The organism is Nostoc sp. UHCC 0302, from assembly GCF_038096175.1.
Taxonomy (GTDB): Bacteria; Cyanobacteriota; Cyanobacteriia; order Cyanobacteriales; family Nostocaceae; genus UHCC-0302.
On the sequence record NZ_CP151099.1, the window covers coordinates 3957753 to 3984003 of the forward strand.

23 protein-coding genes are annotated in these 26251 nt (G+C 39.4%); 11 read left to right on the forward strand and 12 right to left on the reverse strand.

Going from position 1 to position 26251, the window contains the following annotated elements; all coding sequences use genetic code 11:
- Window positions 1–20: 20 nt before the first annotated feature.
- On the reverse strand, window positions 21–1139 hold the full coding sequence (gene dprA / locus WKK05_RS17150) for a DNA-processing protein DprA (protein ID WP_341530791.1): 1119 nt from the start codon (window positions 1137–1139) through the stop codon (window positions 21–23).
- A gap of 226 nt (window positions 1140–1365) precedes the next feature.
- Here dprA and WKK05_RS17155 point away from each other — a divergent pair, with 226 nt between their 5' ends.
- A complete protein-coding gene (locus WKK05_RS17155; RefSeq protein ID WP_341530792.1) occupies window positions 1366–2529 on the forward strand; it encodes an alpha/beta hydrolase in 1164 nt (387 codons plus the stop codon).
- 10 nt (window positions 2530–2539) lie between these two features.
- On the opposite strand, the gene WKK05_RS17160 is transcribed toward WKK05_RS17155, so the two are convergent.
- From WKK05_RS17160 to WKK05_RS17170, 3 genes are all read right to left on the reverse strand, one after another.
- Window positions 2540–3229 (reverse strand): ElyC/SanA/YdcF family protein, encoded by a 690-nt coding sequence (locus tag WKK05_RS17160; RefSeq protein ID WP_341530793.1) that lies wholly within the window; start codon window positions 3227–3229, stop codon window positions 2540–2542.
- Window positions 3229–3888 (reverse strand): DUF2301 domain-containing membrane protein, encoded by a 660-nt coding sequence (locus WKK05_RS17165; RefSeq protein WP_341530794.1) that lies wholly within the window; start codon window positions 3886–3888, stop codon window positions 3229–3231. The genes WKK05_RS17160 and WKK05_RS17165 overlap by 1 nt, the downstream gene beginning before the upstream one ends.
- A 289-nt stretch (window positions 3889–4177) precedes the next feature.
- Window positions 4178–4981, reverse strand: coding sequence for an SAM-dependent chlorinase/fluorinase (locus tag WKK05_RS17170; protein ID WP_341530795.1), 804 nt, complete (start codon window positions 4979–4981; stop codon window positions 4178–4180).
- Between the two features lie 112 nt (window positions 4982–5093).
- On the opposite strand from WKK05_RS17170, the gene WKK05_RS17175 reads away from it, so the two are divergent.
- Both WKK05_RS17175 and WKK05_RS17180 read left to right on the forward strand, forming a co-directional pair.
- Window positions 5094–5249 carry a hypothetical protein gene (locus WKK05_RS17175; RefSeq protein WP_341530796.1) on the forward strand — a complete coding sequence of 52 codons (156 nt, stop codon included), beginning with the start codon at window positions 5094–5096 and terminating at the stop codon, window positions 5247–5249.
- Between the two features lie 722 nt (window positions 5250–5971).
- Window positions 5972–7642, forward strand: a complete 1671-nt coding sequence (locus tag WKK05_RS17180; protein ID WP_341530797.1) for a Mu transposase C-terminal domain-containing protein — start codon at window positions 5972–5974, stop codon at window positions 7640–7642.
- On the opposite strand, the gene WKK05_RS17185 is transcribed toward WKK05_RS17180, so the two are convergent.
- The 4 genes from WKK05_RS17185 to WKK05_RS17200 all read right to left on the reverse strand — a co-directional run bounded on the left by WKK05_RS17185 (window position 7639) and on the right by WKK05_RS17200 (window position 9592).
- Window positions 7639–7830 carry a hypothetical protein gene (locus WKK05_RS17185; RefSeq protein ID WP_341530798.1) on the reverse strand — a complete coding sequence of 64 codons (192 nt, stop codon included), beginning with the start codon at window positions 7828–7830 and terminating at the stop codon, window positions 7639–7641. The genes WKK05_RS17180 and WKK05_RS17185 overlap by 4 nt on opposite strands.
- Window positions 7831–7856: 26 nt before the next feature.
- Entirely contained in the window at window positions 7857–8972 is a 1116-nt protein-coding gene (locus WKK05_RS17190; protein WP_341530799.1) for an NF041680 family putative transposase, read from the reverse strand.
- 97 nt (window positions 8973–9069) lie between these two features.
- Entirely contained in the window at window positions 9070–9483 is a 414-nt protein-coding gene (locus WKK05_RS17195; RefSeq protein ID WP_341530800.1) for a hypothetical protein, read from the reverse strand.
- A gap of 4 nt (window positions 9484–9487) precedes the next feature.
- Complete coding sequence (locus tag WKK05_RS17200; RefSeq protein WP_341530801.1) at window positions 9488–9592, reverse strand: transposase DNA-binding-containing protein; 105 nt, start codon at window positions 9590–9592, stop codon at window positions 9488–9490.
- Window positions 9593–10545: 953 nt separating this feature from the next.
- Between WKK05_RS17200 and WKK05_RS17205 the strand changes: the two genes are divergently transcribed.
- Window positions 10546–10788 carry a hypothetical protein gene (locus WKK05_RS17205; RefSeq protein WP_341530802.1) on the forward strand — a complete coding sequence of 81 codons (243 nt, stop codon included), beginning with the start codon at window positions 10546–10548 and terminating at the stop codon, window positions 10786–10788.
- Window positions 10789–10908: 120 nt separating this feature from the next.
- On the opposite strand, the gene WKK05_RS17210 is transcribed toward WKK05_RS17205, so the two are convergent.
- Window positions 10909–11127 (reverse strand): hypothetical protein, encoded by a 219-nt coding sequence (locus WKK05_RS17210; RefSeq protein ID WP_341530803.1) that lies wholly within the window; start codon window positions 11125–11127, stop codon window positions 10909–10911.
- A 111-nt stretch (window positions 11128–11238) separates the two neighbouring features.
- On the opposite strand from WKK05_RS17210, the gene WKK05_RS17215 reads away from it, so the two are divergent.
- From WKK05_RS17215 to WKK05_RS17245, 7 genes are all read left to right on the forward strand, one after another.
- Window positions 11239–12293 (forward strand): IS630 family transposase gene (locus tag WKK05_RS17215; RefSeq protein WP_341525019.1). Its coding sequence is split into 2 segments (ribosomal slippage): window positions 11239–11631 and window positions 11634–12293, totalling 1053 coding nucleotides; the frame shifts between segments, so codons are not numbered across the junction.
- A 194-nt stretch (window positions 12294–12487) separates the two neighbouring features.
- A complete protein-coding gene (locus tag WKK05_RS17220; protein WP_341530804.1) occupies window positions 12488–12877 on the forward strand; it encodes a hypothetical protein in 390 nt (129 codons plus the stop codon).
- A gap of 63 nt (window positions 12878–12940) precedes the next feature.
- Window positions 12941–13819 carry an IS982 family transposase gene (locus tag WKK05_RS17225; RefSeq protein WP_341525537.1) on the forward strand — a complete coding sequence of 293 codons (879 nt, stop codon included), beginning with the start codon at window positions 12941–12943 and terminating at the stop codon, window positions 13817–13819.
- Window positions 13820–13904: 85 nt separating this feature from the next.
- Window positions 13905–14063 carry a hypothetical protein gene (locus WKK05_RS17230; RefSeq protein ID WP_341530805.1) on the forward strand — a complete coding sequence of 53 codons (159 nt, stop codon included), beginning with the start codon at window positions 13905–13907 and terminating at the stop codon, window positions 14061–14063.
- Window positions 14064–14362: 299 nt separating this feature from the next.
- A complete protein-coding gene (locus tag WKK05_RS17235) occupies window positions 14363–15730 on the forward strand; it encodes a CoA transferase (RefSeq protein WP_341530806.1) in 1368 nt (455 codons plus the stop codon).
- Between the two features lie 2478 nt (window positions 15731–18208).
- Entirely contained in the window at window positions 18209–20182 is a 1974-nt protein-coding gene (locus tag WKK05_RS17240) for a PAS domain S-box protein (RefSeq protein WP_341530807.1), read from the forward strand.
- A gap of 18 nt (window positions 20183–20200) precedes the next feature.
- The gene (locus WKK05_RS17245; RefSeq protein ID WP_341530808.1) at window positions 20201–21736 is read left to right on the forward strand and encodes an ATP-binding protein; all 1536 of its coding nucleotides are present in this window, start codon (window positions 20201–20203) and stop codon (window positions 21734–21736) included.
- Window positions 21737–21785: 49 nt separating this feature from the next.
- Here the strand turns inward: WKK05_RS17245 and WKK05_RS17250 are convergent, their stop codons facing one another.
- From WKK05_RS17250 to WKK05_RS17260, 3 genes are all read right to left on the reverse strand, one after another.
- The gene (locus WKK05_RS17250) at window positions 21786–24722 is read right to left on the reverse strand and encodes an ATP-binding protein (RefSeq protein ID WP_341530809.1); all 2937 of its coding nucleotides are present in this window, start codon (window positions 24720–24722) and stop codon (window positions 21786–21788) included.
- Between the two features lie 15 nt (window positions 24723–24737).
- On the reverse strand, window positions 24738–25106 hold the full coding sequence (locus WKK05_RS17255; RefSeq protein WP_341530810.1) for a response regulator transcription factor: 369 nt from the start codon (window positions 25104–25106) through the stop codon (window positions 24738–24740).
- Between the two features lie 452 nt (window positions 25107–25558).
- Window positions 25559–26224, reverse strand: a complete 666-nt coding sequence (locus WKK05_RS17260; protein WP_341530811.1) for a response regulator transcription factor — start codon at window positions 26222–26224, stop codon at window positions 25559–25561.
- Window positions 26225–26251 lie beyond the last annotated feature (27 nt).

Sequence of the window (26251 nt, forward strand, 5' to 3'; positions counted from 1 at the left end):
TTTTTTTCACCTTTTAAGTCTTAATTTTTTTGATAGTGCATTCCTGGTTGTTGTGAAATTAAACCCATAAGTTCTAACTGTAATAAAGTGCTGGAAACTAAGCCAACAGACATACCAGTTTGTTGAACAATAAAATCGAAAGGCAAAGCATCGCAGGTAAACACATTCATTACTTTTTTCAGTTCTGGCGATAAGTTTGGCAAATTTAATTGTTCCGGTGTTTGAGATGTTTCAACTACATCAAGTTGTGGTACTCCTCCTAGCATAGTTAACAGTTCGTCTAGTTCCTTAAAAATGAAAGATGCTCCTTGACTTAATAACTTTAAACACCCTTGAGATGGATGATCATCTAGTCTCCCAGGCAATGCATAGATATCTCGGCCGAAATCATTGGCATAGGTTGCGGTAATTAAAGCACCAGATTTTAAAGGTGCTTCCATCACAAGAATGGCGCGGCTTAAACCTGCGATAATTCTGTTACGCCGGGGGAAGTGGGTGCGATCTGGTGGAGTTTTTGCAGGATATTCACTCACAACTAAGCCAGCACTCAAAATCTGCTTGTACAGATCCCGATTTTTATGGGGATAGATCACATCAACACCCGTTCCTAAAACTGCGATCGTCCGTCCACCTGCTTTGATAGCTGCAATGTGGCTTTCTGTGTCAATTCCCTCTGCCATACCAGAGACAACCGTAAAACCATTTTTAGCCAAAGCTGTGCTAATTTGCCGAGTCCAACGGATGCCGTAATCTGTAGGTTGGCGTGTTCCCACAATGCCAACTAAAGTTTTTTGCCCAAGATTTTCTTGCAGTTCAACTTCACCACGATAGTATAAAATCGCTGGTGGACTGGGAGTTTCTAGTAACAAGCGGGGATAATCTGCGTCTGCTGGTGTCCAAAAATTGGGGTTTTCCTGCTGGTGCTTAATGAATAGTTGTTCTGGGTGCAGACGCGATCGCTGTTGTATGATTTTTTCTAATGTCTGAAAACCAAAACCCTCAACTTCTCCTAACTGAGCCTTGTTAGCTTCCCAAGCTGTTGCTAGCGTGCCAAAATGCTGTTGCAGCCTTCGCAGCAATACTGGCCCAATCCCAGAAATTTGCGACCAGGCTAGCCAATATGCGCTTTCTTCCACCACGGTTTCATCCTCAAGTCTACTGATTTGAGTATTCCCAAATTAGGTTTCTCTGTTGAAGTTCTTACGGGAAGTCAAAAGTCGAGGATCAATAGTCCAAAATTAAGTATTTCTCTAGACTCCATTCTAACTTTTTAGAGTCTATCTTAATTACGAATTACGAATTACGAATTACAAATTACTATTTAGTGGTATTTTTTAAGGCGTAACAATTAATAAAAAACCGTCAATGTCATTGCTAATAGCTTGGATTACGAAATATTACTATCGTCTTCTTTTATGCTTATTTGGTTGCTTAATATTTTTACTTCTGGATAGTTTTCTTGGCTTAATGCCTACTTTCGCAGCCGAAAAAATTGTTGTCAGGTATGGGTTGTTTGAACAATCGCTTCCGATAGCAGATATACGAAAGTATGGGGAAACAAAAGAGGTTTCAGGCGATTTACAATCTTTTTTAAGTTATCTCAACGCTAAAGAGCAACAGCAACTACAAGATGCTTTGCAAGTGAAAATGTCACTTGATATTGCGGCATTAAATAAGTTAACAGATACTACGATCGGTAAGCAAATTTTATCTGTTGTTTCGCAAGCTGTTGCACGTCGTGATCAAGCCGGTGTACAAGCACTGAGGTCTGCCATTATCTTGGGTGCAAAATCACAAGAAGGTTTAGGAATAATCAGCTTTTTAGAAGCTTATCCTAGTAATCGATTAGTCATTGATTTGCCAAAAGCTACCAAATTAGTAAGCATGGCAAATTTATCTTCTAGTTCATCTGATACCTCACCAAAGGACAATCTTAGTTCCTCGCCTATATGGCAAATTGCACTCCAATATCAGATACTCGCTACTCAAGGAAAACAATATTTAGGCTGTTTGTATGGCGATTCTATTTCTGCTGAACTTGGCAATTCTCTTGGAGAAGGTACTTTTAATTTTGGCTTAAATGGTTTGAGTACAATTTCACTTGTTGAACAACTACAACGTTTAATTCCTGCCAAAGTTAAATGCCAAAAAGCAATTATTGCTGTAGGAGGTAATGATGCTTTATATGGAATGAGTGATGATTTATTTAGTAAGAAGCTGCAAGAGGCAATCGCACTTGTTAGGACAATGGGAACTAAGGAAATTTTTCTCATTCCTGCTTTTTATTCAACAGTTGCCGCCAGTTTAGATCCAACTGTAGCAGCCCCACTGCCCAAAGTCGAACAAATTAACGCTTTGATTAATCAAGTTGCAGCCAAAGAGCAAATACCAGTTGCGGCAGAAGGCATAGCACCTTTGTATGAAAATAATGTACTCAAAGATAATTTAACAAGTGATGGTGACCATCTCAATGCAGAAGGTATAAAAATTTATCGACAAGCATTATTAGAAATACTAGGCAAGCAATAGCATTGCAATTTTAGGTTTTCCAACTCAAAAAACGAGCATAAATATAAGCGATAGTTTCAGAAATAATTGTCCGGAAACCTTCGCTAGAAACCCACCACTTATTTGAATCGTAATTTGTGGTTTTTGCCGCAATCACACCCACTTTAATTTTAGGTTCAAGTGTTTTTTTGAATAATAACCAACTTCTACGAGAGTGAACGTCCCAAGAAAGAAGATTAACTGATTCTATCTTGACATCTGAATTTGATAGCCAACGGCGAATTTCGGCAGCAGATGCATAACTGCGATCCTTAGTAACGGGAGGTGTCGGTACGACTACCACTTTCTCTGGTGCTAAACCGAGTTTTTTGAGAGTGGCGGCTGCAACTTCTGCTAAATTTTTGTATCCAGTTAGATAACTTCCTCTCTCTATATTGGTTCCTGTAGTAAAAATTAAGCGATAAGAACCACTATTAAATTCTGCCAATGCTTGTTCTATCCCATAGTCTGGAACCCATCCTTCAATAACTAATGCATCTGCTGCTTTGATGGGTGAAGTAACAGCAAGAAATGGGTGTAAATGAGTAATTGTAAAAACCATTAAATAGAAAAAAATTAGGAGAAATATTATCCATCCCTGAGCCGTAAATGTCCATATTTCTTGGCGTTTTATTAACCTAATTTTGGGTAACTTTAGATGCTGGCGATTTTTTTTCTGCATTAAACCTTAGCTGAACCTTGTTCTTTTAAATAAGCAAATACAGACTTATCTCCAATATCAGCCGGAATTACTTGCACTGTTTTACGCAGAGCAAACACTAAAAACAAAATCGCCCAAACTCCTAATAAAATCTGTTCCCACTGAGTTGGTAAAATATTGACTAAATGTCCTAGTAAGAGTAATGGTACTGTTAGGGTTAATACCTTAGTTTCTAAACGATTGAAGCAAAAAGCTTCTTTGAAATAAATCCCTGTCAAAGCAACAAAGGTAAAACCTATTCCGAATAAGGTAATAGGGTGATTATAAACGGTGACAGCCAAAGCTTCATTACTACTAAACAATGCCACTAGCACTGCTGCAATGCTACCGATCGCCCAAAAAACTTGCAACGCTCGGTGCAGTACTGCCATATAAATATGAATGGTAAATAAACTAACACCGAGAGCCAGACTAAAACACGCATATAGAGGTGTTAGCGCCGTGACAACATTCGGATTATTGCTGAATAAAACCAAAGCACTGCCTATGGCAAAGCTAAGTGCGGCTACCATTAACCCAGCGCGGTAGATAATTACGCCAGTGCGATCGCTTTGAGTAATTGTAAATTCCCCAAACTGACCTTGATAAACTTCTGGTGCAGATAGTGTTTGCGTAGTCATAGGAAAACAGTTATGAGTAATGAGAGCTAATCTCTAATACCTAGTTTAATGACTAATGAGCCAAGAAAGGTGTGTACGGGTGTTGGAGTATGAGGGTGTAGACAAAACCGTAATAATAGTTGACTCGGTTGACTTGCTCGGATCTCGGTTTCACGGGGTAGTTCTTTCACTTACACCCCTACCCTCTTATACCATTACACTCAGTTATAACAAGGGTTTCACCTTTACAAACGTGCCATTGCGTTCAGAGAGTTCTTGCGTACTTCCTAACCCCTAGACCTCTATATTGTTAGTGAATAATCATTTCTAAAGTATCTTGCAAGTTGATCTGCAACTGTAAGTGAGCATTACCGCTATTAATGGCAATTTCTACCCAACCGTGACTGCCAATGATCGCGATCACTTCTCCTAACTTCACATCACTGTAAGTTTCACACCCTGGAATAGTCAACCCAGCGGCTTGCACACACCAGGTTTTGCCTTGTACATAATTGCCTGGAATGTTGCTGACTAAATTACCAAAACTATCTATATATTGAATACACCCCGTTGCACCAGTTGTTGTTTGGTAGCAAACGCCTACATCTAACTGTACTAAAGTTGCTGGATCAATCTCTTGTCCTAGCTGTTTGAGAGGAACACCACTGGCGAGATTAGCTCCCACTGGTGCAAAGATATCTCTACCATGAAATGTCCGGCTGGGTTGGGGGGTTCTCCAATAATTAAGATTTGTAAGCTCAACGGCTGTAATTGCCGGACTTTGAGTAAGTACCCCACTAAATATGCCATTATCTGGCCCTATCAAAAAGCCCTGAGAAAATTCTACAGCGATCGCTCTTCGATTACCACCCACGCCAGGATCTACCACCGCCACATGGACTGTTCCAATCGGGAAATAAGGGTAAGCATTCATCAGGCAAAATCTAGCTGTAGCAAGGCTTTGCGGCGGAATCTGATGTGTTAAGTCTACTACAGCTAATACAGGATTGATTTGGGCAATTACTCCTTTCATCACACCTACATATACATCGCGATCGCCAAAGTCGGTCAGCAAAGTTAGGAGTCGTTGTTGACCTATCTGATTTTTAGACATTGTTTGATAAAAATTATATTAACTTGCAAATTTCTGTAGCAACAGCTACAAAATATGTGTTATGTTAAGAATACGAGACATGAATAAACAAAAAATTAAAAAGGTAATCACTATGAGCCAAAGTAAACTACAGTCTGCCAGAATAGCAAGAGAAGTTCATAGGCAGAATATTCAAAGAAGCCTTGAGCATCGCTTGCAAGTTGCCAGAGCTAAGGGTGACCAAACCCTGATTCGTCAACTAGAAGCAGAGATGAGTTATTCCAACTAAATGCAAGTGTTCAATAGTTCATAGTTTTGTTGTGTAACCCCGCTACGGCGGGTTTTTGTATTTTCAGGGTTAAGAAACTAGAACTAAAACCACGGTGCATTAGAGAAAATGTAATTACTGTATCAGCTCATTTTCTAAGACTTACGCATTTTGACGAAAAAACCTCATTGTGAACGATAGGGAAGCAATCTCCTGAAGACTGAGATTACTTCCCTATACTGCGTTTAGGCTAGCAATTACAGTAGATTGCTTAAGCCCTGACTAGTAAATAGAAAGCCCCTGATGCTTTTGCTCAGGGGTGTCCATCTTTTATTCCCTATATTTAAAAGAATCGCATTTGGGATACCAATATACATCAGTGTTGATGTAATTAAAGCATAAGTTTGATTCTTATTGTGCAATCATAAAAAACTAAGCACATACTCCTACGAAGAAGCAAGCTATGTCTCGCAGATGTACATTCGCAAATTATATGTCGCAATTTGCAGATAGTGTCGCAACCGCATCTAAATAACTGAAACCTTTATCCTGTAAGGATTATAAACTATTTAATGACATAGAAAATAAATTTGCTCAATTCGCATTTTCTATGTCGGAAATCCTAGATTATCAAATTAAATGTCGTTTGTTAAGATTTAGGTATTTCTCAAATTGTATGTCGCATTCTTATTCAATTAATGGTACATTAGTACCTTAATTATTCATGAGTGTTTTTCACTCCAATGGCAGACAAACAATTTGAATTCACAGAAGAATTAACACAAGCTCCAGATGCAATTTTTCTTGACAAGAGTAATTTTGTTGTAGATCCATCCCAAATTATTCTGGAAGCATCAGATAGGCATAAACTGACATTTAATCTGATCCAGTGGCTTGCTGAATCACCGAATCGCACGATTAAGTCTCAGAGAAAGCAGGCTGTTGCAAATACTCTTGGTGTTTCTACTCGCCAGGTGGAACGTCTCCTCAAGCAATACCATGATGACAAGTTATCAGAATCAGCAGGAGTACAACGCTCAGATAAGGGAAAACATCGAGTCAGCGAAGACTGGCAAGAATTTATCAAAGCAATTTATGAAGAAAGTATTAAAAATAAACATCCAATTTCACCAGCATCTATAGTTCGCGAAGTAAAGCGACACGCGATCGTTGACCTTAAGCTCAAACCAGGAGATTATCCTCATCAAGCTACTGTTTATAGGATTTTAGATCCTTTAATTGCACAACATAAACAGAAGACAAAAGTCAGAAATCCGGGTTCGGGATCTTGGATGACAGTTGTAACACGAGATGGGCAACTACTGAGGGCTGATTTTAGTAATCAAATTATTCAATGCGACCATACTAAGTTGGATATTCTCATAGTTGATAGTGATGGTAATTTATTGTCTGACCGTCCTTGGCTAACTACTATTGTGGATACTTATTCAAGCTGTGTTGTTGGTTTCCGCTTATGGATCAAACAACCAGGTTCTACAGAGGTGGCTTTAGCTTTAAGACACGCTATTTTGCCCAAAAACTATCCTGATGATTATAAGTTAAATAAAGTTTGGGAAATATGCGGGACTCCTTTTCAATATTTTTTTACTGATGGTGGAAAAGATTTTCGCTCAAAACATCTTAAAGCCATTGGTAAGAAACTAGGATTTCAGTGTGAACTACGCGATCGCCCTCCCGAAGGCGGTGTTGTAGAACGCATATTTAAAACTATTAATACTCAAGTTCTCAAAGATTTACCTGGTTATACAGGGACAAATGTTCAGGAACGTCCCAAAAATGCAGAGAAAGAAGCGTGTTTGACAATACAAGATATAGACAAGATCCTAGCTAGCTTCTTTTGTGATATTTATAACCACGAACCATATCCGAAAGATCCCCGCGAAACAAGATTTGAGCGCTGGTTTACAGGGATGGGAGGAAAATTGCCTGAACCTTTGGATGAGCGAGAATTAGATATCTGTTTGATGAAAGAAGCGCAACGAGTTGTTCAAGCGCATGGATCTATACAGTTTGAGAACCTGATTTATCGAGGAGAATCACTCAATGCATATAGAGGTGAATTTGTAAAGCTTAGATATGATCCAGACCATATCCTGACTTTATATATCTACAGTTGCGAAACTAATGATAATTTAGAAGATTTCTTGGGTTATGCTCATGCCGTGAACATGGATACTCATGATTTGAGTATAGAAGAATTGAAAGCCTTGAATAAAGAGCGAAGTCAAGCTCGTAAGGAGCATTTTAACTATGATGCCTTATTAGCATTAGGTAAACGGAAGGAACTTGTAGAGGAACGTAAAGAACTGGAGTTTAGACTAAGCAACAAGAAACGACCCAGCAACGCTGAGTTGAAAAAAACAGGCTTCAGGGATGAAAATTTAGAGTACTAAACAGATTCTGGTTGCTTTTTGCGGGGCTTAGTTGTAGTTTTTTTGACTATAGGGTAGCGAATTCTACGTTTACGTGGTTGATCAGTCTTCCAACCTGGAGACTTTCCGCGAGGTTTAGGCGGTTGTGTTGGAGTACCAATCACTGCAAAAATGCTTCCCATCGCCTGAGCAACCCTTCCAGGGGTCATTTTGTCTAGTGACTTTTGCCTTGGCGCTAGCCTCTCCCTTTGGGAGAAGGTAAAGGGTTATCCGCAACAATATCACGCGCCAACCACAATTCCCAAGTCATCATTGGCATCAAGTCACTCCAACGCTCACATTGCTTAGAAGTACTGAGCTTAGGAAGTGTCCAGTGTAGGCGTTGCTTCAAAAAACGATACCAGTGGTCAATAGTAAAGCGACGCAGATAGAGCTGCCAAACAACTTCAAGTGGAGGCATTTGCTCTCCCACCCAAGCCAACCACAAAGGTTTTGCTACCCTCAAGTTGCCAAGATCATCCAGACGCTCAACCCGAATAAGGGACATCGGCCGTGTAGCAGTTTTACGAAAGTGCAAATTTGACCACAAACTCACCTTGATGTGTCCTAGCTTTTGATGGTTTTCTTCTATACTTTGGGTGGCTTGACTCCATGTAGAAGGTTCATTCAGTTTGAATTTATTACCATGTTTTCTGGGTCGTCCCTTGCCAGAATATGGTGGTGGTGCGCCCCATAAACAAAGATTTGAACGCAAACGTACCAAAATGTCTGCTTTAATGTTACTCGTCTTCAAAACGAAAGGAGCGCACCCATACTCACTATCCCAAACCGAAATTGGTCTAGTTGGTAAATTTTCACACACTTGTTGTAGCTGCCAAGCTGCCTTCTGTATCGGGTTTTCCCAACTGGTAATGCGCTCATGCCTCAACGGTAACGCCCAACTGCCCGAATCTTCTGGTATCCAAGCAATGGTGCTATAGCCCTGACCAACAGTAATTGGTTTGTCTGACCCCATTGAGACACTGCTGTGTTCAATTGTCCTTTCCTGTAGAGTTACCGCATCTGGCCGCGACCAAGCTGTATGATCGCCTGCTAACAACAGATGCTCCTGTAAAGGCATCTGTTTGATGTATAACTGCATCAATTTCTGCCGCTGTGGTCTGCTATCTTGTAACGCTTCATAAATACTTGGCCACTTGCGTCTAAACACCGGGGATAGCGATAAATCTGCCAAACTATAAGCGTTTCGAGTCAGCAATATTGCATCCGTTAACTCAAATGTTGCATCATGCGCTTTTCCTAAATAGTTGTATGCTGCTTGACGAAATTCTTCTAATAAGGCACGTTTCATATTGGCAGATGAGAATTGGTGGTTCTTTTCTCAGATTCTGCTAATAGGGGGCCTGTGTTCAAGCACACCCCTTATTTTTCGTTGGCGCTACGACTATTTAGTCTAAACTCCAGTAACCAGCGTTGGCTTTCTTTAGACTCGATCGCCTGCGGCGGGTGCTTTGCACCATCGCTCGCCGCCGCTCACTATTAACTTTACTCTTCTCTCTTGCCCAAATTTTTTGATCTAAAACCCCTAATGGCACACCTTTCACACTGGCAGCCAATATTGTATGTACTTTCAATCCTTTAGCTGTCGATTTACTTAGCGCACCCATTCCCCGTTTGCTACGGTGATCACTAAAGTCTAATTCTGTTGTGTCTTGAATCACTAATACAATTGAATGGCCTTTTATCCGTTCTACTGTGGTAGCAGTATGTGCCGCTAGAATCTCTGAAGGCTTAATCCGCGGATTTGACCAAAACTCGTATGCTCCTTGAGCTGCTGCGGTATCTTTACTCGCCTGTGGCACGCTCTCATGATTGTTGTGCAGCTAAATCTTCTACTATTGTTATCAAACGCCGATTTCGTCGTTTATCTCCTAAGTCTGCATTCATGAGCTCAAGGGCTGCCCAACTCATCGAAATACTCCTAATTTTTACAATGATCGTTTGTGAAATTATCCTCCAAACCCTTACCCATCAAAGCAAAAGCAATATTTATTTGGCATTTCCAAAGCCCGTTAATTATAGTTAACAACTTTGAACAACTCAATAATTTTAATAACTAGTTCTTTGTTTTCATTAGCTGATTAGTTTTCATCTCATTCAACAATTGTTAAGTTATATTTACTCTCTTAAGAGGTCAATTTATTTCAAATACTTACTGTACTTGCATTACAGGCTTTTTTGATGATAACACTATTTTTGTAACTTTTTGATTACAGAACTTTACTATTGATAATTTTCAGTTACTTATCTTCAAAATTTTGATTAATTTATATTACTTTTAGCACAATTACTTACTTCCCAATTTTTAGCTTCAATTCCCCAAACTACTGCTATATCTACATTCTATGCTTTCAGTCTTTTGTTACGAAAGATGTGACTAATGCATAGCTCTTTTCGCTTTAAACCCTTACTGGCACTGCTTTCCAGCTTTTTATCACTCTCAAAACTCTTTTGTTACTTTCTTGTTATTCAACTTCACTCTTGACAACTTTCAGTTACTTCTCTTCAAATTTGATGTTAACTATCATTGCTTTTAGGGCTAGCGCACCTCTCTTACCTCTTAGTGTCTATCGCTGTAACTATTGCTGTATCCCATTCCTGGCTTTTCACTCTTTTGTTAAGAAAGATGCGACTAAAGCATAGCTTGTGATTCTGACTTTTCAATTTTTAGCTTTTTTGTTTTTTATTTTTAATTGATTCCTTAGTTTCATCGTCTACCAAAGTTAAATAACTATTTTATAAAACTCAATTTATCATCTATCAAACGTAAAAACTTACCAACAAATAGTTATTCCTTCAGCAAGATAGCTAAAGTTTTTAGATCACTCAGAATTGAGGTAATTTTTTGAACAGAGGAAATTCGGATGAAACGTGTAGTATCTGCTGCTATGGCAGCAATTTTCAGTGCTGCCATAGGTGGAGCATTTTTTGGCGAAGCTCAAGCTCAAGCTGCTGAACAACAAGACAATTTGATAACACAGGTTGGTACTTCCAATAACCGCCAAAATGTCAAGAAGAATTTGGTAGCGCAAGATCCTGTATATAGCCAGAGTCGCAGAGTAGGCCGCAGAGCAGGTCGCAGAGCAGGCCGTCGATACGATAGATAGAAGGCACTAATAGGGTAGCCGCCGAGATATGTGCAAGTGCGATTCGTTCTGGAGAAACCCAACATATGGGAGGATTCCAGGCTTCAGTAGAGTAACTCCACCAGGAATTGAGTCCGCACTTTAATCCTCTGCTGATGACAACTTGATACCCATGTAGGTGAGGTGAAATATAAAACCAAGTCCAATTGATGATGAAGCTGCAACTAAACAGAAAATGCCTAAAAAGTCTTCCCAACGTGTTGGGCAACGCAAACCCAAACGAGACACTGTTGGACTTGAGTGAACATCAAAAAATTCAGTAGTAGACTTGTCCGAAAATTCCAAAGCCAGACTGTTCAAAGCTTTGGGGCAAAACTTTGATATCTTCGTAAATAAGTAGGTAGGTGCCAAAAAAGTCAGCTATGTTAAGATATGTAAAGACTGATAATGCATCTACAAGGTAGTTGGTGTATGGGTGCGCGTTTAAGGGTATTTCTGACTCCTGAGCAAGACCAAACTTTACTAAATCTGAGAAAACAGGATGTACCACAGAAAGTCAAAGACAGGGCGGAAATAATCAGGCTAAATGCACATGGTTGGTATGTAGAGAAGATAGCAGATCACTTTGATTGTCACAAAAAAACAGTCACAAAAGTTTTGCATCAATGGCAAAAACTGGGCACAGAAGGGCTTTGGGAATCTCCTGGGCGAGGGGGGAAACCAAAGTGGCTTGAGGATGACATGATATTTTTAGAAGAATGCCTCAGAAACGAGCCACGCACATACAATAGTTCTCAGTTAGCTTTGAAGTTGAAAACAGAACGCAACGTTGAGATGAGTGCCGACAGATTAAGACGGGTACTCAAAAAAAGGGGGTCGATTGGAAACGGACAAGGAAAAGCCATAAAGGAAAACAAGACCCAGTAGCACGAGCAAACAAGCAAGCAGACCTAGACATGTTGGAATTAGCTGCTGCCACTGGTGAAATAGACCTGAAATACCTAGACGAGTCAGGGTTCTGTATGTGGAGCGAACCTAGTTATACATATTACTTTAGAGGTGAGCAAAAACGGTTAGAACAGACTAAACGCCGTGGTCGCAGATTAAGTATTATCGGGCTTCTCCAACCTTTAATCAGTTTTGTTTACGGTTTAGTTATCGGTGGTGTTGACCGTAAATCTTATATAGAAATGATGGAGAAAGAAGCCAAACAAGCCCAAGAAACTGGACGTATCAGCGTGATTGTGCAAGATAACGGGCCAATACATCGCTGCCAAGAAGTTCAACAATTGTGGAAAAAATGGGAAAGTCAGGGTTTGTACATCTTTTTTCTCCCGAAATATTGCTCAGAAATGAATCCAATTGAATTGGAATGGCAACATCTCAAGAAAGATGAGTTATCCGGGCAAGCATTTGATGATGAGCTAGATCTCGCTTACGCCGTCATCAATGGTGTTCAAGCTAGAGGAAAAAAAAACAATCACAACACACATCGTGTAAAATTTAGCTCTAGATTATCAACTTAAGATTTTGTTACATAGTAGAAAATTTCGGTGCCTACCTACTTACGCATAGTCAAAATGTCAAATAACCAGCCATTTAAGTACTTCTAGAAAATAAACTATTCCATTCTATTCCATTCTCTGCTTCTGCTGGAAGGGATGGCATCTACCCAACCACAGCATAAGTCTTTCAACGTTCATGTGACAAAAACGGAATTATGCCTAAACGCAAAACTCAAAACACAAGCAATGAAGGATGTTGGCAATTTTTGGATTGTGAGATGCTCACTGGCATTCCTGCTGATAAATGCCCCAATGCTAAATCTTGCAAGCAAAACGCGCTAGAAAGCCAAAATAGATGGTGCTTTCTTCCTTATCAAAGGTGGCTCCCAGAATACGATGAATTATACGAAATACCTACATTAGAAGTTGATTGCTGGGTAGCCCCTGAAGCGAGAGAGGCTGGTTATAGCCCAGCAGTGAGCCTTTTTTATGTTTACGAAAATTCCTTTTTAGGGATTGGAGAGGATAGAGAAGGCAAGAGAATTGATGATCCTCCCCCAGAGGCAAAAGAATTAGGATTTGCAATGGCAAGATACTTAACCTGAGTTCGGGATAAGGAAAAGGACAGGTAGTAAGCTGAAAATAACGAAAATCCAGCAACCTGCCCTATGTTTAGTTTAGATGTTTTGTTTTGCCACGTAGATGATTTCTGTCAAGCGTTTGAAGCGCAATGGCACAAACAGCTATTAAAGCATGAAGGAATCAAACGCATTCGCGCAAAAAGCCTATGTTTAAGCGAAATCATGACAATTGTCATTGCGTTCCATCAAAATCACTACCGCAATTTCAAGCATTTTTATTTAGCTCAGGTGAAACAGCATTGGCATTCGGCGTTTCCGGGATTACCAAGTTATCAACGATTTATTGAATGGATACCATCGACGTTGATACCTTTGTGCGTGTATCTCAAGCATTGTTTTGGCAAATGTACGGGTATCGGTTTTATCGATTCAACTAGTTTGAAAGTCTGCCATAATCGTCGGATTTCACGCCATAGGGTGTTTCAAGGTTTAGCCGAGCGTGGGAAGACTTCTGTCGATTGGTTTTTTGGTTTCAAACTGCATCTGGTGGTTAATGAGTTTGGTCAACTCTTAAATGTGACTATCACCCCTGGTAACGTTGATGACCGTCAACCAGTACCTGATTTACTCAGCAATCTGTTTGGAAAAATCTTTGCTGATAGAGGCTATGTCTCCCAAAAACTCGCTGCGCAACTTTTACAAGACTTCGGAATTGAATTTTTTGCCAAACCTCGTCGCAACATGAAAAATAAGTTGATGCGTCTTCTTGACTTGCTTTTGTCCCGTAAACGCTCCATCATTGAGACTATTAACGACCAACTCAAAAACATTTCTCAGATTGAACACTCTCGTCATCGCAGCCCAGTCAATTTTTGCGTTAATGTTCTGTGCGCTTTAATCGCTTATTGTCATCAGCCTAAGAAACCTAGCCTTCAACTTGAGTGGCTTTTTCCTTCATCTGTTTAACCCGAACTCAGGTTACTTACCCTACAAATTTTTAAAAAGTGTGCTGACTGTGGAAATTATCAACGATCATCAAATATTATGAGATATGGGATGGGGAGAAGCTGTAGAAATGCCCTATCGCTTGCACCATGACATGGATACTGGTAAAAAATTTATCAAAGTGCAATTTGATATAAACCACACAAAAAATCAAGAAGCCATTGCTGCTGGATGGCATCCAGGGTTTTGGATTTGCAAAATTTAAAATGACGAGATGGAGATTTTGTATATAGCTAATAATCAATTACCAGACTTGCCCAGTTGATTACTCATCGGCTAACTACCTTTCCTAACTAGCTTGTGTTGCTGTCTGACGCAACGATAATCCCTCATCAAGTGCTGCAATTACTTGGTAGATGTGATTTTTCTACTTTGACGCTGATTTCTGAAGCATAAAATGGTTAACTCTTTTTGAAACATATCTGGAGCTAAAAGTTTATTTTATGATTCAAATCACAGTACATCGCCATACCGGAAGCGCCAGCTTGATGGTATATTATGGCCATGCATAAAGCCATCATAGCAGAAATCCAGGAAGCATTTGGCGGGTCGCTTGCCGCAATGGATATTCTCAATGTATCTGGTGTTGGTGATCTGGCATCGGTCTATGCTGTTACCGATTTGGCGATAGCATCCCTTGCATCTTCTGGAATGGCGGTTGCCGAATTTATTGCCATACGCAGTGGCAAGATGCCGCTAATTCAGGTGGATCGACGGCTTGCATCCATGTGGTTTTCTAGATCGTTACGTCCAATAGGGTGGCAGTTGCCTCCGAAATGGGATGCAGTGGCCGGTGATTATAAGGCAAGTGACCACTGGATAAGATTACACACCAATGCACCGCACCATCGCCGTGCTGCACTGCAAGTGCTTGGTTGTTCAGAAGATAGGGAAGCCGTAACGAAGGCTGTTGCGAGTTGGCAAGCAAATGAGCTTGAAGATGCAATAGTTTCTGCAAACGGTTGTGCCGCCGTTATGAGATCAGCAGAAGATTGGAGCATGCACGCTCAGGGGCGAGCGGTAGCCACTGAGCCGCTTATGCACATTTCTGCTATGGATTCCGCTCATATGCCAAACTGGCTAATTCCGGCAGGGCGGCCTTTAAAAGGCATACGTGTACTTGACCTGACCAGAGTTCTTGCTGGCCCCGTTGCCACACGGTTTCTTGCCAGTTATGGGGCGCAAGTATTGCGTATTGATCCGATAGGATGGGAAGAACCAGGTGTTGTGCCGGAAGTTGTATTAGGCAAGCGCTGTGCCCGGCTTGATCTAAAGAATGCCAACGGTATGGCCACACTGAAAAAACTGTTGGGTGATGCTGATGTAATTATCCATGGATACCGAACTGGCGCACTGGCACATCTTGGTCTTGACAGTGAAGAAAGACAAAAGTTGCGTCCTGGGCTGGTTGATATTTCACTCAATGCTTATGGCTGGAGCGGGCCATGGAAATTGCGTAGGGGATTTGATAGCCTGGTACAGATGTCAAGCGGTATTGCACATACCGGGATGGTCAAAGCAAATAAAAACTGCCCATTTCCGTTGCCCGTGCAGGCTCTTGATCATGCAACGGGGTATTTGCTTGCAGCAGCAGCGATACGAGGCTTAATTAGGCGTGTGACGAGCGGCCAAGGTATGGAAGTACGGGCTTCGCTTGCCAGAACAGCAGCTTTACTGGCTTGTTATCCGGTTGAAAATGGTCTTGCTGCAAAAATTGAGGCGGAGAATAGGAATGATCTCGATCCAGCCATCGAAGCTACCGCGTGGGGGGCGGCACAGCGTCTGAAACCACCTTTAGTTATAGAAGGTTGTCCAATGTATTGGGATTTACCGTCATCGCCGTTAGGTTCCTCATTGGCTGAATGGCTTTGATTTGCTCTCAATTTTGTCCACAAGAACAGTACAAAAACAAAAAGGCCTGGCTGAGCCAAGCCTCTATATATACCAAGCATTTACTACACCAAGATTAATTTAGACGTAGTATGACTTTAGTTCATCTTCCTATAGGCTGTGTCCAAATCTTATAAAAACTGATATGCAATTACTAAGTTATAGGATTTAACTTTAAGAATGATACAGTAGAATCCTGAATTCAGGAGTCAGAATTCAGAATTCAGAAGTAAAACAGGCTTTCTACCTAACTTTAAGATCAATATTGTGTACTTCATCAACTTGAAATCTGCTGTATAAACACCTTGCTAAGGACACGGCATTTTGGTGTCTCTAGGAATAATCTATATCTCTCAAAATTTTCGTGAATTAATATTACTCATAAGAAAAGGTTTGGTTTATGACCAAACCTTAATAATTGCTGTGCTTAACAACGTACTAAATTAATTTAGTTCTACTCTGCTGTCAGTTCATCTTCCTATAGACTCTGTACAACTCTTCTAAAAACTGCTGATGCATTTCTATTAAAAATATTAAATAGATTGTTCTTAAAATATATAGTGTTATCTATCTATGGACTGAAAAAAAAATTGATCTTTAGGCAATATTGTAAAAAATAATTTGCTATTAGATAGCAAGATTATACGATTTGCCAAAACTTTAGTTTTCACTACCCATACTTTTGAAAAAGCTGGTGTTTTCGTTGTTAATGAACGATTTAGGATTGCTATATTTAAATTTACTCTGTTAGTCGACTATCTCAGGCGTTTATGAATTGTTATAAAAAAGACCCTGGGTGTTATTCCAGGGTGCATACACGTTTTTCAGGCATTAACAGGCTGAATACTAACTCTATAAAATAGCTATTTCGACTACCCATAGGGTGATACCAATATTTATATATATATGCTAGAGCTAGCATCTTAATCAAGCGCTCTGTTTGGAAACAAGCTGAGCGTTTATTTTCTTTTTTATATAGTATTTTTTAATACAAAGTCTTTGCTTTTAACAAAAAAAATCTAACTTTAGATGATGTAATAATTTAGTACAAATTGATTGATTTTGATTTGGCTATCTAAAGTTTAACTAAAGGTTTGAAGACAGTTATAGCAATGCTAAATTATTCATGAAAATTTTAGCCCTGATTATCAACGAATTCGCCGAGTATCTATGGCTTTCAATTCTCGCTTATTAAATAGGATTGCTATATTTTACTTATTGTTATATTTTTATCTGTAGGTAAGGTACGAAAAAGGCATGGCTTTTAACCATGCCCCAGATATACCAAGTGTTTACCATATCTAGATAATTTAGGCTTTCTATTACTTAAGTTCATCTATCTATAGAGTGTTGACAACTATTTCATAAACTGTAAGTTATCTAGCAAAAAATAGATACCTAATTAATATATTAAATTATACTTTCTTCGATAACACAATAAATGAAAGATAAAAGCAGAGCATAAGCTACAAAGAATCTGGGGACAGGAGAAAGAGATATTATCAGAATGATTACTGTTATAGCAATAATGACTTTGTACAATTCCGGTGTAAAATTTTTTAGCTATGTATTAATTTTGTCACTATTTGTTGTTTATATGTTGAATTATTGCTTGATTCTCTTCCTATAGTGACTAGCTAAATAAGATAAAAGTTGATATGGCGAAAGTAATATCATGAAGAAAGGCTTGGTGAGTAACCAAGCCTTTGATTAAAGTCAAATATAGAATAAAATTTAGTTATTTCAATTTATTAACAAATCAGTCTAAAGGTAGTAGTCAAATCTTACTAAAGCTGATTGCATATAAATTTTGCATTCATAAAAAAAGGCTTAGCTGAGTGCTAAACCTCCATAGAAAGCAGTTATTCGACACACCAGGATTAATTTATATCTACGATTTATTTTGGCCATCTTTCTTCAGGGTGTTTACAATAATTATAAAATCTGAATTAGCTTCTTGAAACTACGCCAAGCAGACAAAAATCCCAATCGCTACTTTGCAAAATCATAACTTTTAAGACATAATTATCCTTCTCTTTATCTGCTTTTGCACTCAGGAAACTTAAATGACAAAATAGGATGCGATCGCACGGTATTACCTTCTTTCAAGTAGGTTTATGGTGGAGGTAGCATTTTTCTCTCTTCGTAGGAACTAAAGCTATTCTCTTGCAGAGGAGCTAAGCGCAAAGCGCACACTATCAAATCTAATTTTAATAAATTTATATAATTGTTTCTTTTTATTTTATTAACATTCTTTGTGTTCCATTCTGTGATATAAATCCAATTAATTTTTATACAGGAGTTTGTGGGTTCTTCTCCTTTGCTCCTCCTCCGTAGTTACTTTCAGTAAATCTACTTAGCTTCATCAATTAGAAATACATTTAAAATAAAAGCTATGCGATCGCAGTTCCTTCACACTTGATGCTTTGTGAAGACTGATAAAGTGAATAAATTTTTATCATGGAAGCTTTAAATAATTTTTTCTTTCCTAGTCAGTTTATTCCTCACGGGCATTGTTACCTCTGGCGACCAGGATTGTTATGGTTACATATTATCTCAGATTCGCTAATTGCACTTGCTTATTATTCAATTCCATTGCTACTAATTTATTTTGTTCGTAAACGACCAGATGTACCTTTCGACTGGATATTCTTGATGTTTGGTTTATTCATTGTTGCTTGCGGTACAACTCATTTAATGGATATATGGACACTTTGGTATCCCAGTTATTGGCTATCAGGGTTAATTAAAGCTATCACCGCTTTTGTCTCTGTATCTACAGCTATAGAACTCGTACCGTTAATACCTAAAGCACTGGTGATACCTAGTCCAGCTCAACTAGAGGCAGCAAATTCTCAATTAGCCAAGGAAATTATTGGACACAAACGGACAGAGAACATTTTAAGAGAAAGTGAACAACGCTGGCAGTTAGCTTTGCGGGGTAATAATGATGGGATTTTTGACTGGAATGTTAAAACCAATGAAGTTTTCTTCTCACCTCGTTGGAAGGAAATGCTCGGTTACGAAGACCATGATATTTGCAATGATTTTAATGAATGGAAAACAAGAGTACATCCAAATGATTTCAACAGAGTAATACAAGCAATTCAAAAACACTTTGCTAAGGAAACACCGTTTTACACAAGCGAGTATCGATTATTATGTAAGAATTGCACATACAAATGGATTTTGGATCGCGGTCAAGCACTGTGGGATGAAGATGCTAATGTAGTGCGGATGGTTGGTTCACATACTGATATAACTGAGCAGAAGCAAGCAGAGAAAGCACTAAGCAGCTTACTTGAGCAACTAGAAACTAAAGTTGAGCAACGCACAGCACAGTTAACAATAATCAACGAATCACTACAAGCAGAAATTACTGAGCGCCAACGGATAGAAAAAGCATTACGAGAAAGCGAACAACAATTCCGTGCTGCATTCCATCAAGCTGCTGTTGGCATTGCTCATGTGGCCATAAATGGACGGTGGTTATTAGTTAATCAGAGGCTGTGCGATATTCTCGGTTATACATCCCAGGAAATGCAATTGCGGTCTTTCCAGGATATTACTTACCCAGACGACCTTGACACTGACTTGAAATATGTTGAGCAGGTTTTGGCAGGTAGTATTCAAACTTACTCAATAGAAAAGCGCTATTTCCGCAAAGATAATTCCATCGTTTGGACTAATCTTACCGTATCTTTAATACGCGAACCTTCTGGGGAACCAAAGTATTTTATTTCCGTAATCGAAGACATTAGCGAACGGCAAGCCGCGCTAGGCGAACGCAAGCGATCAGAAGAGCAGATCCAAGCATCACTTATCGAAAAAGAAGTGTTATTGAAAGAAATTTATCATCGTGTAAAAAACAATTTACAGGTTATCTCCAGTTTACTCAACCTGCAATCTGAGTATATCAAGGATAAACGCGATTTGGAAATATTCCAACAAAGCCAGCAGCGGATTGCATCAATGGCATTAATTCACGAAAAGTTGTATCAATCACATGACTTAGCAAGGATTAATTTTAGTGAATATATTCAAGATTTAGTAAGTAGCTTATTCACTTCCTACGAAGTAGATGAAGATGCAATATCTTTGAGAATAAATATTGCTGATCATATTCTTCTCGGACTAGATACAGCAATTCCTTGCAGCTTAATTGTTCATGAGCTTGTTTCTAACTCTTTAAAATATGCATTTCCAGCAGGCAGAAATGGTGAAATAAAAATTGAATTTAGGGAAAACAATGACAACACTTTTACACTGATAGTTGCTGATAATGGTATTGGACTTCCTTGTAATTACAATTTTAATGATACGGCATCTTTAGGATGGCAGCTAGTGGATGCTTTAACTAATCAACTTGTAGGAAATCTCAACATTTTAGATGCTGTAGGAGTAGTGTTTCATATAACATTTGCAATATTATAAATAGAAAATGGATAAAAGATGATAAATGCAAGTATTTTGGTGGTAGAAGATGAAGCAATTGTTGCAAAAGATTTACAAAATCGCCTAAAAAAATTAGGTTATAGCATTACTAACACTGCATTTTCTGGCGAAGATGCAATTAATAAAGTAAGAGAGAACCCTCCAGATTTAATACTAATGGATATTAAACTAAAAGGGAAAATAGACGGTATAGAAGCGGCTGAAGAAATACATAAATATATAGATATCCCAATAATTTATTTAACTGCATATGCAGATGAAAAAACTTTAGAGAGAGCAAAAGTTACTGTACCTTTTGGCTACATAATTAAACCTTTCAAAGAAAGAGAATTGCAAATAAATATTGAAATAAGCTTAACTAAATACAAGCTAGAGAAAGAACTAAAAGCTAATCAAAAATGGTTGTATACATTACTTATAAGCATCGGCGATGGTGTGATTGCTAGCGACATCCAAGAGTTAGTAACTTTTATGAATCCTGTTGCTGAGTATCTCACTGGATGGAAACAAGAAGAAGCTTATGGTAAAAATTCATCAGAAGTATTTAATATTGTGGATGCAGAAACTCGTAAGCCTCTAGAAAATCCCATCACAAAAGCGATTAGAAATGGGATTGCTGTCGGTCTACCAGCAGAAGCTATTCTGATTGCTAAAAACGGTACAGAAATACCAATTGATGATAGTGCCGCACCAATTAAAGATGATCAAGATAATATTATGGGTGCTGTATTGGTATTTCGGGATATTACCGATCGCAAACTAGCTATTGCGGCGCTTAAAAAGCAAATTGAGCAAGAGCAACTTGTGGTGCAATTGGAAAATATTAATCAACTTAAAAATGATTTTTTCAATTTAGTGTCTCACGAATTGCGATCGCCTCTGTATAACATGAAAGTAATGATTCAAATGCTACAAACTTTTGCTGTTAACGGCGAAGCTCAGCGCTATTTTGGGCTTTTGGAAGCCGAGTGCGATCGCGAAATGCATCTGATCAATGATCTACTAGACTTACAAAGGCTGGAAAACTCATCCTATCTTCTTACTAGTCCTGCTCTTTTGCTCTTACATCAGTGGTTACCTTGGGTTGTTGAGCCGTTTCAAATCCGTGTTCAAGAACATCAGCAAACTCTACAGGTGAATATCCCTTCGGATCTCCCGCCACTCTTCTCAGACGGCAGTAGTTTAGAACGTATGGTAGCAGAACTGCTCAATAATGCCTGTAAATACACACCTACTGGTGGTGAAATTGTCTTAACTATACGCCACGATTCTTCCCAAGCACCTGCAATAATCATCATCGCTATCAGTAATTCAGTAGAAATACCAGCAGTAGCATTACCACGAATTTTTGATAAATTCTATCGTATCCCTAATAGCGATTTGAGGAATGAAGGCGGTACAGGGTTAGGGCTACCTATAGTACAGAAGTTAGTTGAACAACTGCAAGGAAACATTCAAGTAGAAAGCCGCGAGGGATGGACAACATTTACCATTAGATTAAGTGATTTATCATCTGGGTTGTCTGTTGAGTAAGAATGCGATCGCTATTTACTCATCAGCACAAATCAAGACTAGAGAGCAACTAATCCTGAATATCTTGAGTAACCTTGTTACTGCTTAAATTATCCTCTAATAACACTGTATTTAAAGTTTTCAATAATTCCTGTAATGTGTAAGGTTTCGATAGAAAAGTTTTAGCGCCTGAATATAGAGCCAAATCAACCTGCGAGCTTTCTGCAATTCCGCTAACACTAATCACCGACACCAGTGGATTAACTTGTTTCAACATCCGAATGGTAGTTAATCCATCCATTTCTGGCATCATCATATCCATTAATACAGCACTGATTTCATCTTTATGCTGCACATATAGTACAAGTGCCTCAATTCCATCACTAGCTGTAATTACTCGGTAATTCGATTTTTCCAATGAAGTCTTAGTACTTTCACAAATAGCAGCTTCATCGTCAACAACTAAAATCAGTTCCTGATTTCCTTTTAATAGTTCTTCTTTTGGCTCTGGCAGCGTTTGCTCTTCCAATACCGCTGGGAAATACATATGAAACTGGGTTCCTTTACCAACTTCACTCTCTACAGTCACAAAACCACCGTGGCTTTTAATAATACCTCTTAATATAGAAAGACCAAGCCCCGTACCTTTGCCTTGTTCTTTGGTAGTGAAAAAAGGCTCAAAAATTCTTGATACAGTTTCAGATGTCATACCAGTTCCCGTATCTGAAACAGTAATTACTGTGTAAGAACCAACGGTGGCTTCAAGATTCATCCGAGTATAGTTATCATCAATAAATACATTTTCAGCAGCCAGCTTTAAAGTTCCGCCATCTGGCATTGCATCGCGAGCATTGACTACAAGGTTCATTAACACCTGATGTAATTGTGTGATATCTCCACAGATCAGCCAAAGGTCTGGTACGATATCCACGTAAGTTTCAATTGATTTTGGGAATGTTTCTAGGGCAATATGCTGAATTTCAAACAGCAGATCCCTGAGATGGATAGTCATCTGTTGACCTTCCATTCCACGTGCAAACGAAAGAACTTGCTTGACTAAAGCTGCACCGCGTTTCGCACTACCTTCAATTATCGTCAGTAGTCGCTGCCGCTTTTCACTATCAAGTCGGGTATGCAGAAGAAGTTGAGCTGAAGTAATAATTGGCGTTAATACATTATTCAGGTCATGAGCAATACCACCAGCAAGTGTGCCAATACTTTCTAAGCGTTGAGTATGAAGAAACTGTGCTTCGAGTTGTTTTTTCTCTGTAATGTCAGTGTTGACAATTAGTATTGATTGCGGTTGCCCTTGAGAATCGAGTACTAGTGTCCACCGACTAGAAACGATGATTTCTTTGCCTTCTTTAGTAAATTGATGTAGCTCACCTTGCCAAGAGCCGTACTCAACTACTAACTTTTGAGCTTGTTGGAGTTGTGGCGAATTTTCTTTAAAAAGAAGTTCTTGTCCATTTTTACCAAAGACATCCGCAACATTCCAGCCATACAAACGCTCAGCACTTTTGTTCCAGAATCGAATTTGGTTGTCTAGAGCTTGCACAATAATTGCATCGGTAGCAACATCAAGCAGAGCAGCTTGTTCACGTATCTTTTGCTCCGATTTTTGTCGCTCAATTAGTTCAGTTTGAATCTGCTCAAAGAGCATAGATTGCTGAATTGCGATCGCAACTTGTGTTGCTAATTGCTTGAGCAAATTAATTTCTAACTCTTGCCACTGTCGAGGTTCTGAGCAGTGGTTAGCGACTAACAAGCCCCACAATTGTTGCCCTTGCACAATTGGTATAACTAAATTAGCCCTAACTTGCAACCGACTTAGTAAATCAACATGACATTGGGAGAAACCAGCTGTGTAAATATCGTCTACAGATTGAGTTTGTCCTTGTTTGTAGAGTTCACGGGAAGCAGCTTTTGCAAAGAAGGAGTCTGTGATTTTTCTTCCCTGGATAGGCAAACAGCCAGGAGCAACTGACTCGACTGACACAGAACCGCTCCAATCTTCCGAGAAACGGTAAATGAACACCCGCTCAGTTTGCAAAAACTGCCGAACTTCTGATACTGTAGTGTTTAAAATTTCACTTAGATCAAGAGATTGGCGAATGCGTTGCGCTATTTGTGTTACCAATCGCTCACGCTCGGCTTGTTGTCGCCAAATTTCCTCTTGACGCTGTAGTAAAGTTAACTCAGCTAATTGTGCCGCCCGATTCTGCGATTCATGCTTCACCCTCTGTTGATAGTTATCAAAAAACTCAGCTAATTTCGGCTCAGATTCCAATAAAGGAGCCAAATGAGTAATAACTCGTTCATCTGCTTGATAAGCTATTTCTGAGTGAGCTTCCATCCAGACGTGACACGACTTTACATAAGCGATAAATGTGACTAGATACTGGTAATTCTCAGGTGATAGAATTCTACGTATCTCTTGACGACAATGTTCGCCTTGGTTTGATGGCAAAGCAATAAATATTGCACAGTAAAGAAGACTTGTTTCCAGTGCCGAGTTTGATTCTGGCCAGTTTATTAAAGAATTAGACTGTGCTGTTAATATCTTTAGGTGTTCCTCAATTTCTCTTGCTGTTGGAAACGGAGATTCTAACAACTTCAATACCTCAACTGCGCTCATCCCCAAAGGGCGTAAAGTACAACTATGACAAATCATGCAGTAAGGAACGGCGCAGAAGCGAGACAAGTAAGCAGAAAGCTTTTCCTTAAATAGCGCTGGTAATGGATTATTTACATAGGCAGAAAGTGTTTGCTGCCATAAATTTTCTAATATTTCTGGAGTCTGTTCTGCTGGCAAAAAGAAAGGTGGGATAAAACCAAATTTTGCTTTAATTTCTGCCTTAATTTGTTTACTTGTTCGTCCCGCAGTCATAGCAGGAATAACACTTATTGTCTCATCAAATTCTGGCAGCATTACGTTCTCAATTATTTTGTATCCGTTTGTGAACGGTGTTGGTTTCGCTCTTTTATAAGGTGTAACTTTAATCATTTTATTTAATTTTCCTTAATCAAATAAGGAATGAATTAAGGGTAGTAACGCTGTACCAATTTCTGATTTAGTAACAAAGCCATCTGCACCAACAGCAAGAGCTGCTGTCTGATACTCAGTACCATCGTTTAAAGTTAAAACAACAACGTATGGCGTAGCCGATTGCGCTTTAATTTGACGTGTTGCTTCCAGTCCGTTCATTCCAGGCATAGCTAAATCCATTAGTACTAGATCAGGACTCAATTGCGGAATCTGTTCTAGTGCCTCCTCTCCAGAGAGAACACGCCCGACAATTTCGAGCCGCGCGTCCAGTGCTAAAAAGCGGGCGGCGGATTCGAGAAAGGCAAAGCTGTCGTCTACTAAAAGAATGCGGAGGGGGGACATAAATTTATTAGCAAATAGCTAATGGGGAAATTAATGTATTACTAATGAGTCAAGCAACGTGTTTCATAAACTTGATTTTGTATAACTCTGCCGAGAGCTTCTTGAGATAACTTATACATTACGCAGTTGAAGAGTAAGAATCTATCAGGGAAACCCTGATCTTTTAGGTGAAAAGTCCTGAGATGAAAAGCTGAATTTATCTTAGATGCATAGCGGCTTGCCGCAGGCTACCGCTTTCGCGTTGGCGTAGCCTCTCCCTGCGGGACGCTGCGCGAACGTAGAGAAGCGTCTCGTTCGCGTTAGCGTCTCCGTTGGCGTAGCCTCTCCCTTTGGGAGAAGGAGAAGAGAATAAGCTAAGAATTCGTAGAGTGTGCTTAAGTTCTATAAAAGTTAAATCATCGGCACGTTAGCTTTTGGCATAACGCACGCTACCCAAACTGTATTTGCTCAGTTTAATTATCTGAAATCACTAACCCCGTGCGAATGGCGTAGCGTACTAAGCCTGCTACATCAAAGATATCCAACCGTTTCATCAGTTGCATTCGGTGGGTTTCTACTGTTTTCACACTGATGTATAACAACTCAGCAATTTCTTTTGTTGTTCGCCCTTCTGCAATCAACTGCAAAATTTCGCGCTGACGCGAGGTTAATTGTGTAGAAGAACTAAATTTATTCCCTACTCGTTGTAAATAATTAGACACAACGTGCTTGGAAACTGCTGGACTTAAATAAGTTTCTCCTTGACAAACTGCTCTTAATGCCAATTCTAACTCACTAATTCCTGCATCTTTAAGCAAATAACCCATTGCACCTAAACGTAATGCCTGCAACACGTACTCTTCATTAGCGTGCATAGAAAGGATTACTACCCGTACCAGAGGAAATTCTTTCACAACATGAGCAGCCGCTTCTAAGCCATTCATCTCTGGCATGGCGATATCCATTAATACTACATCAGGTTGATGTTCTCCTAGCGATCGCAAAGCCTCCCGCCCATCGCCTGCTTCTGCAACTACTTGTATGCCCTGAATATTTTGTATCAAAGCACGTAACCCAGCACGGACGAGGGTATGATTATCTACTAGTAAAACTCGTATTAATTCTGGGGCTGCGGTCATACCATTTTGGGTTTTGAATTTTGGATT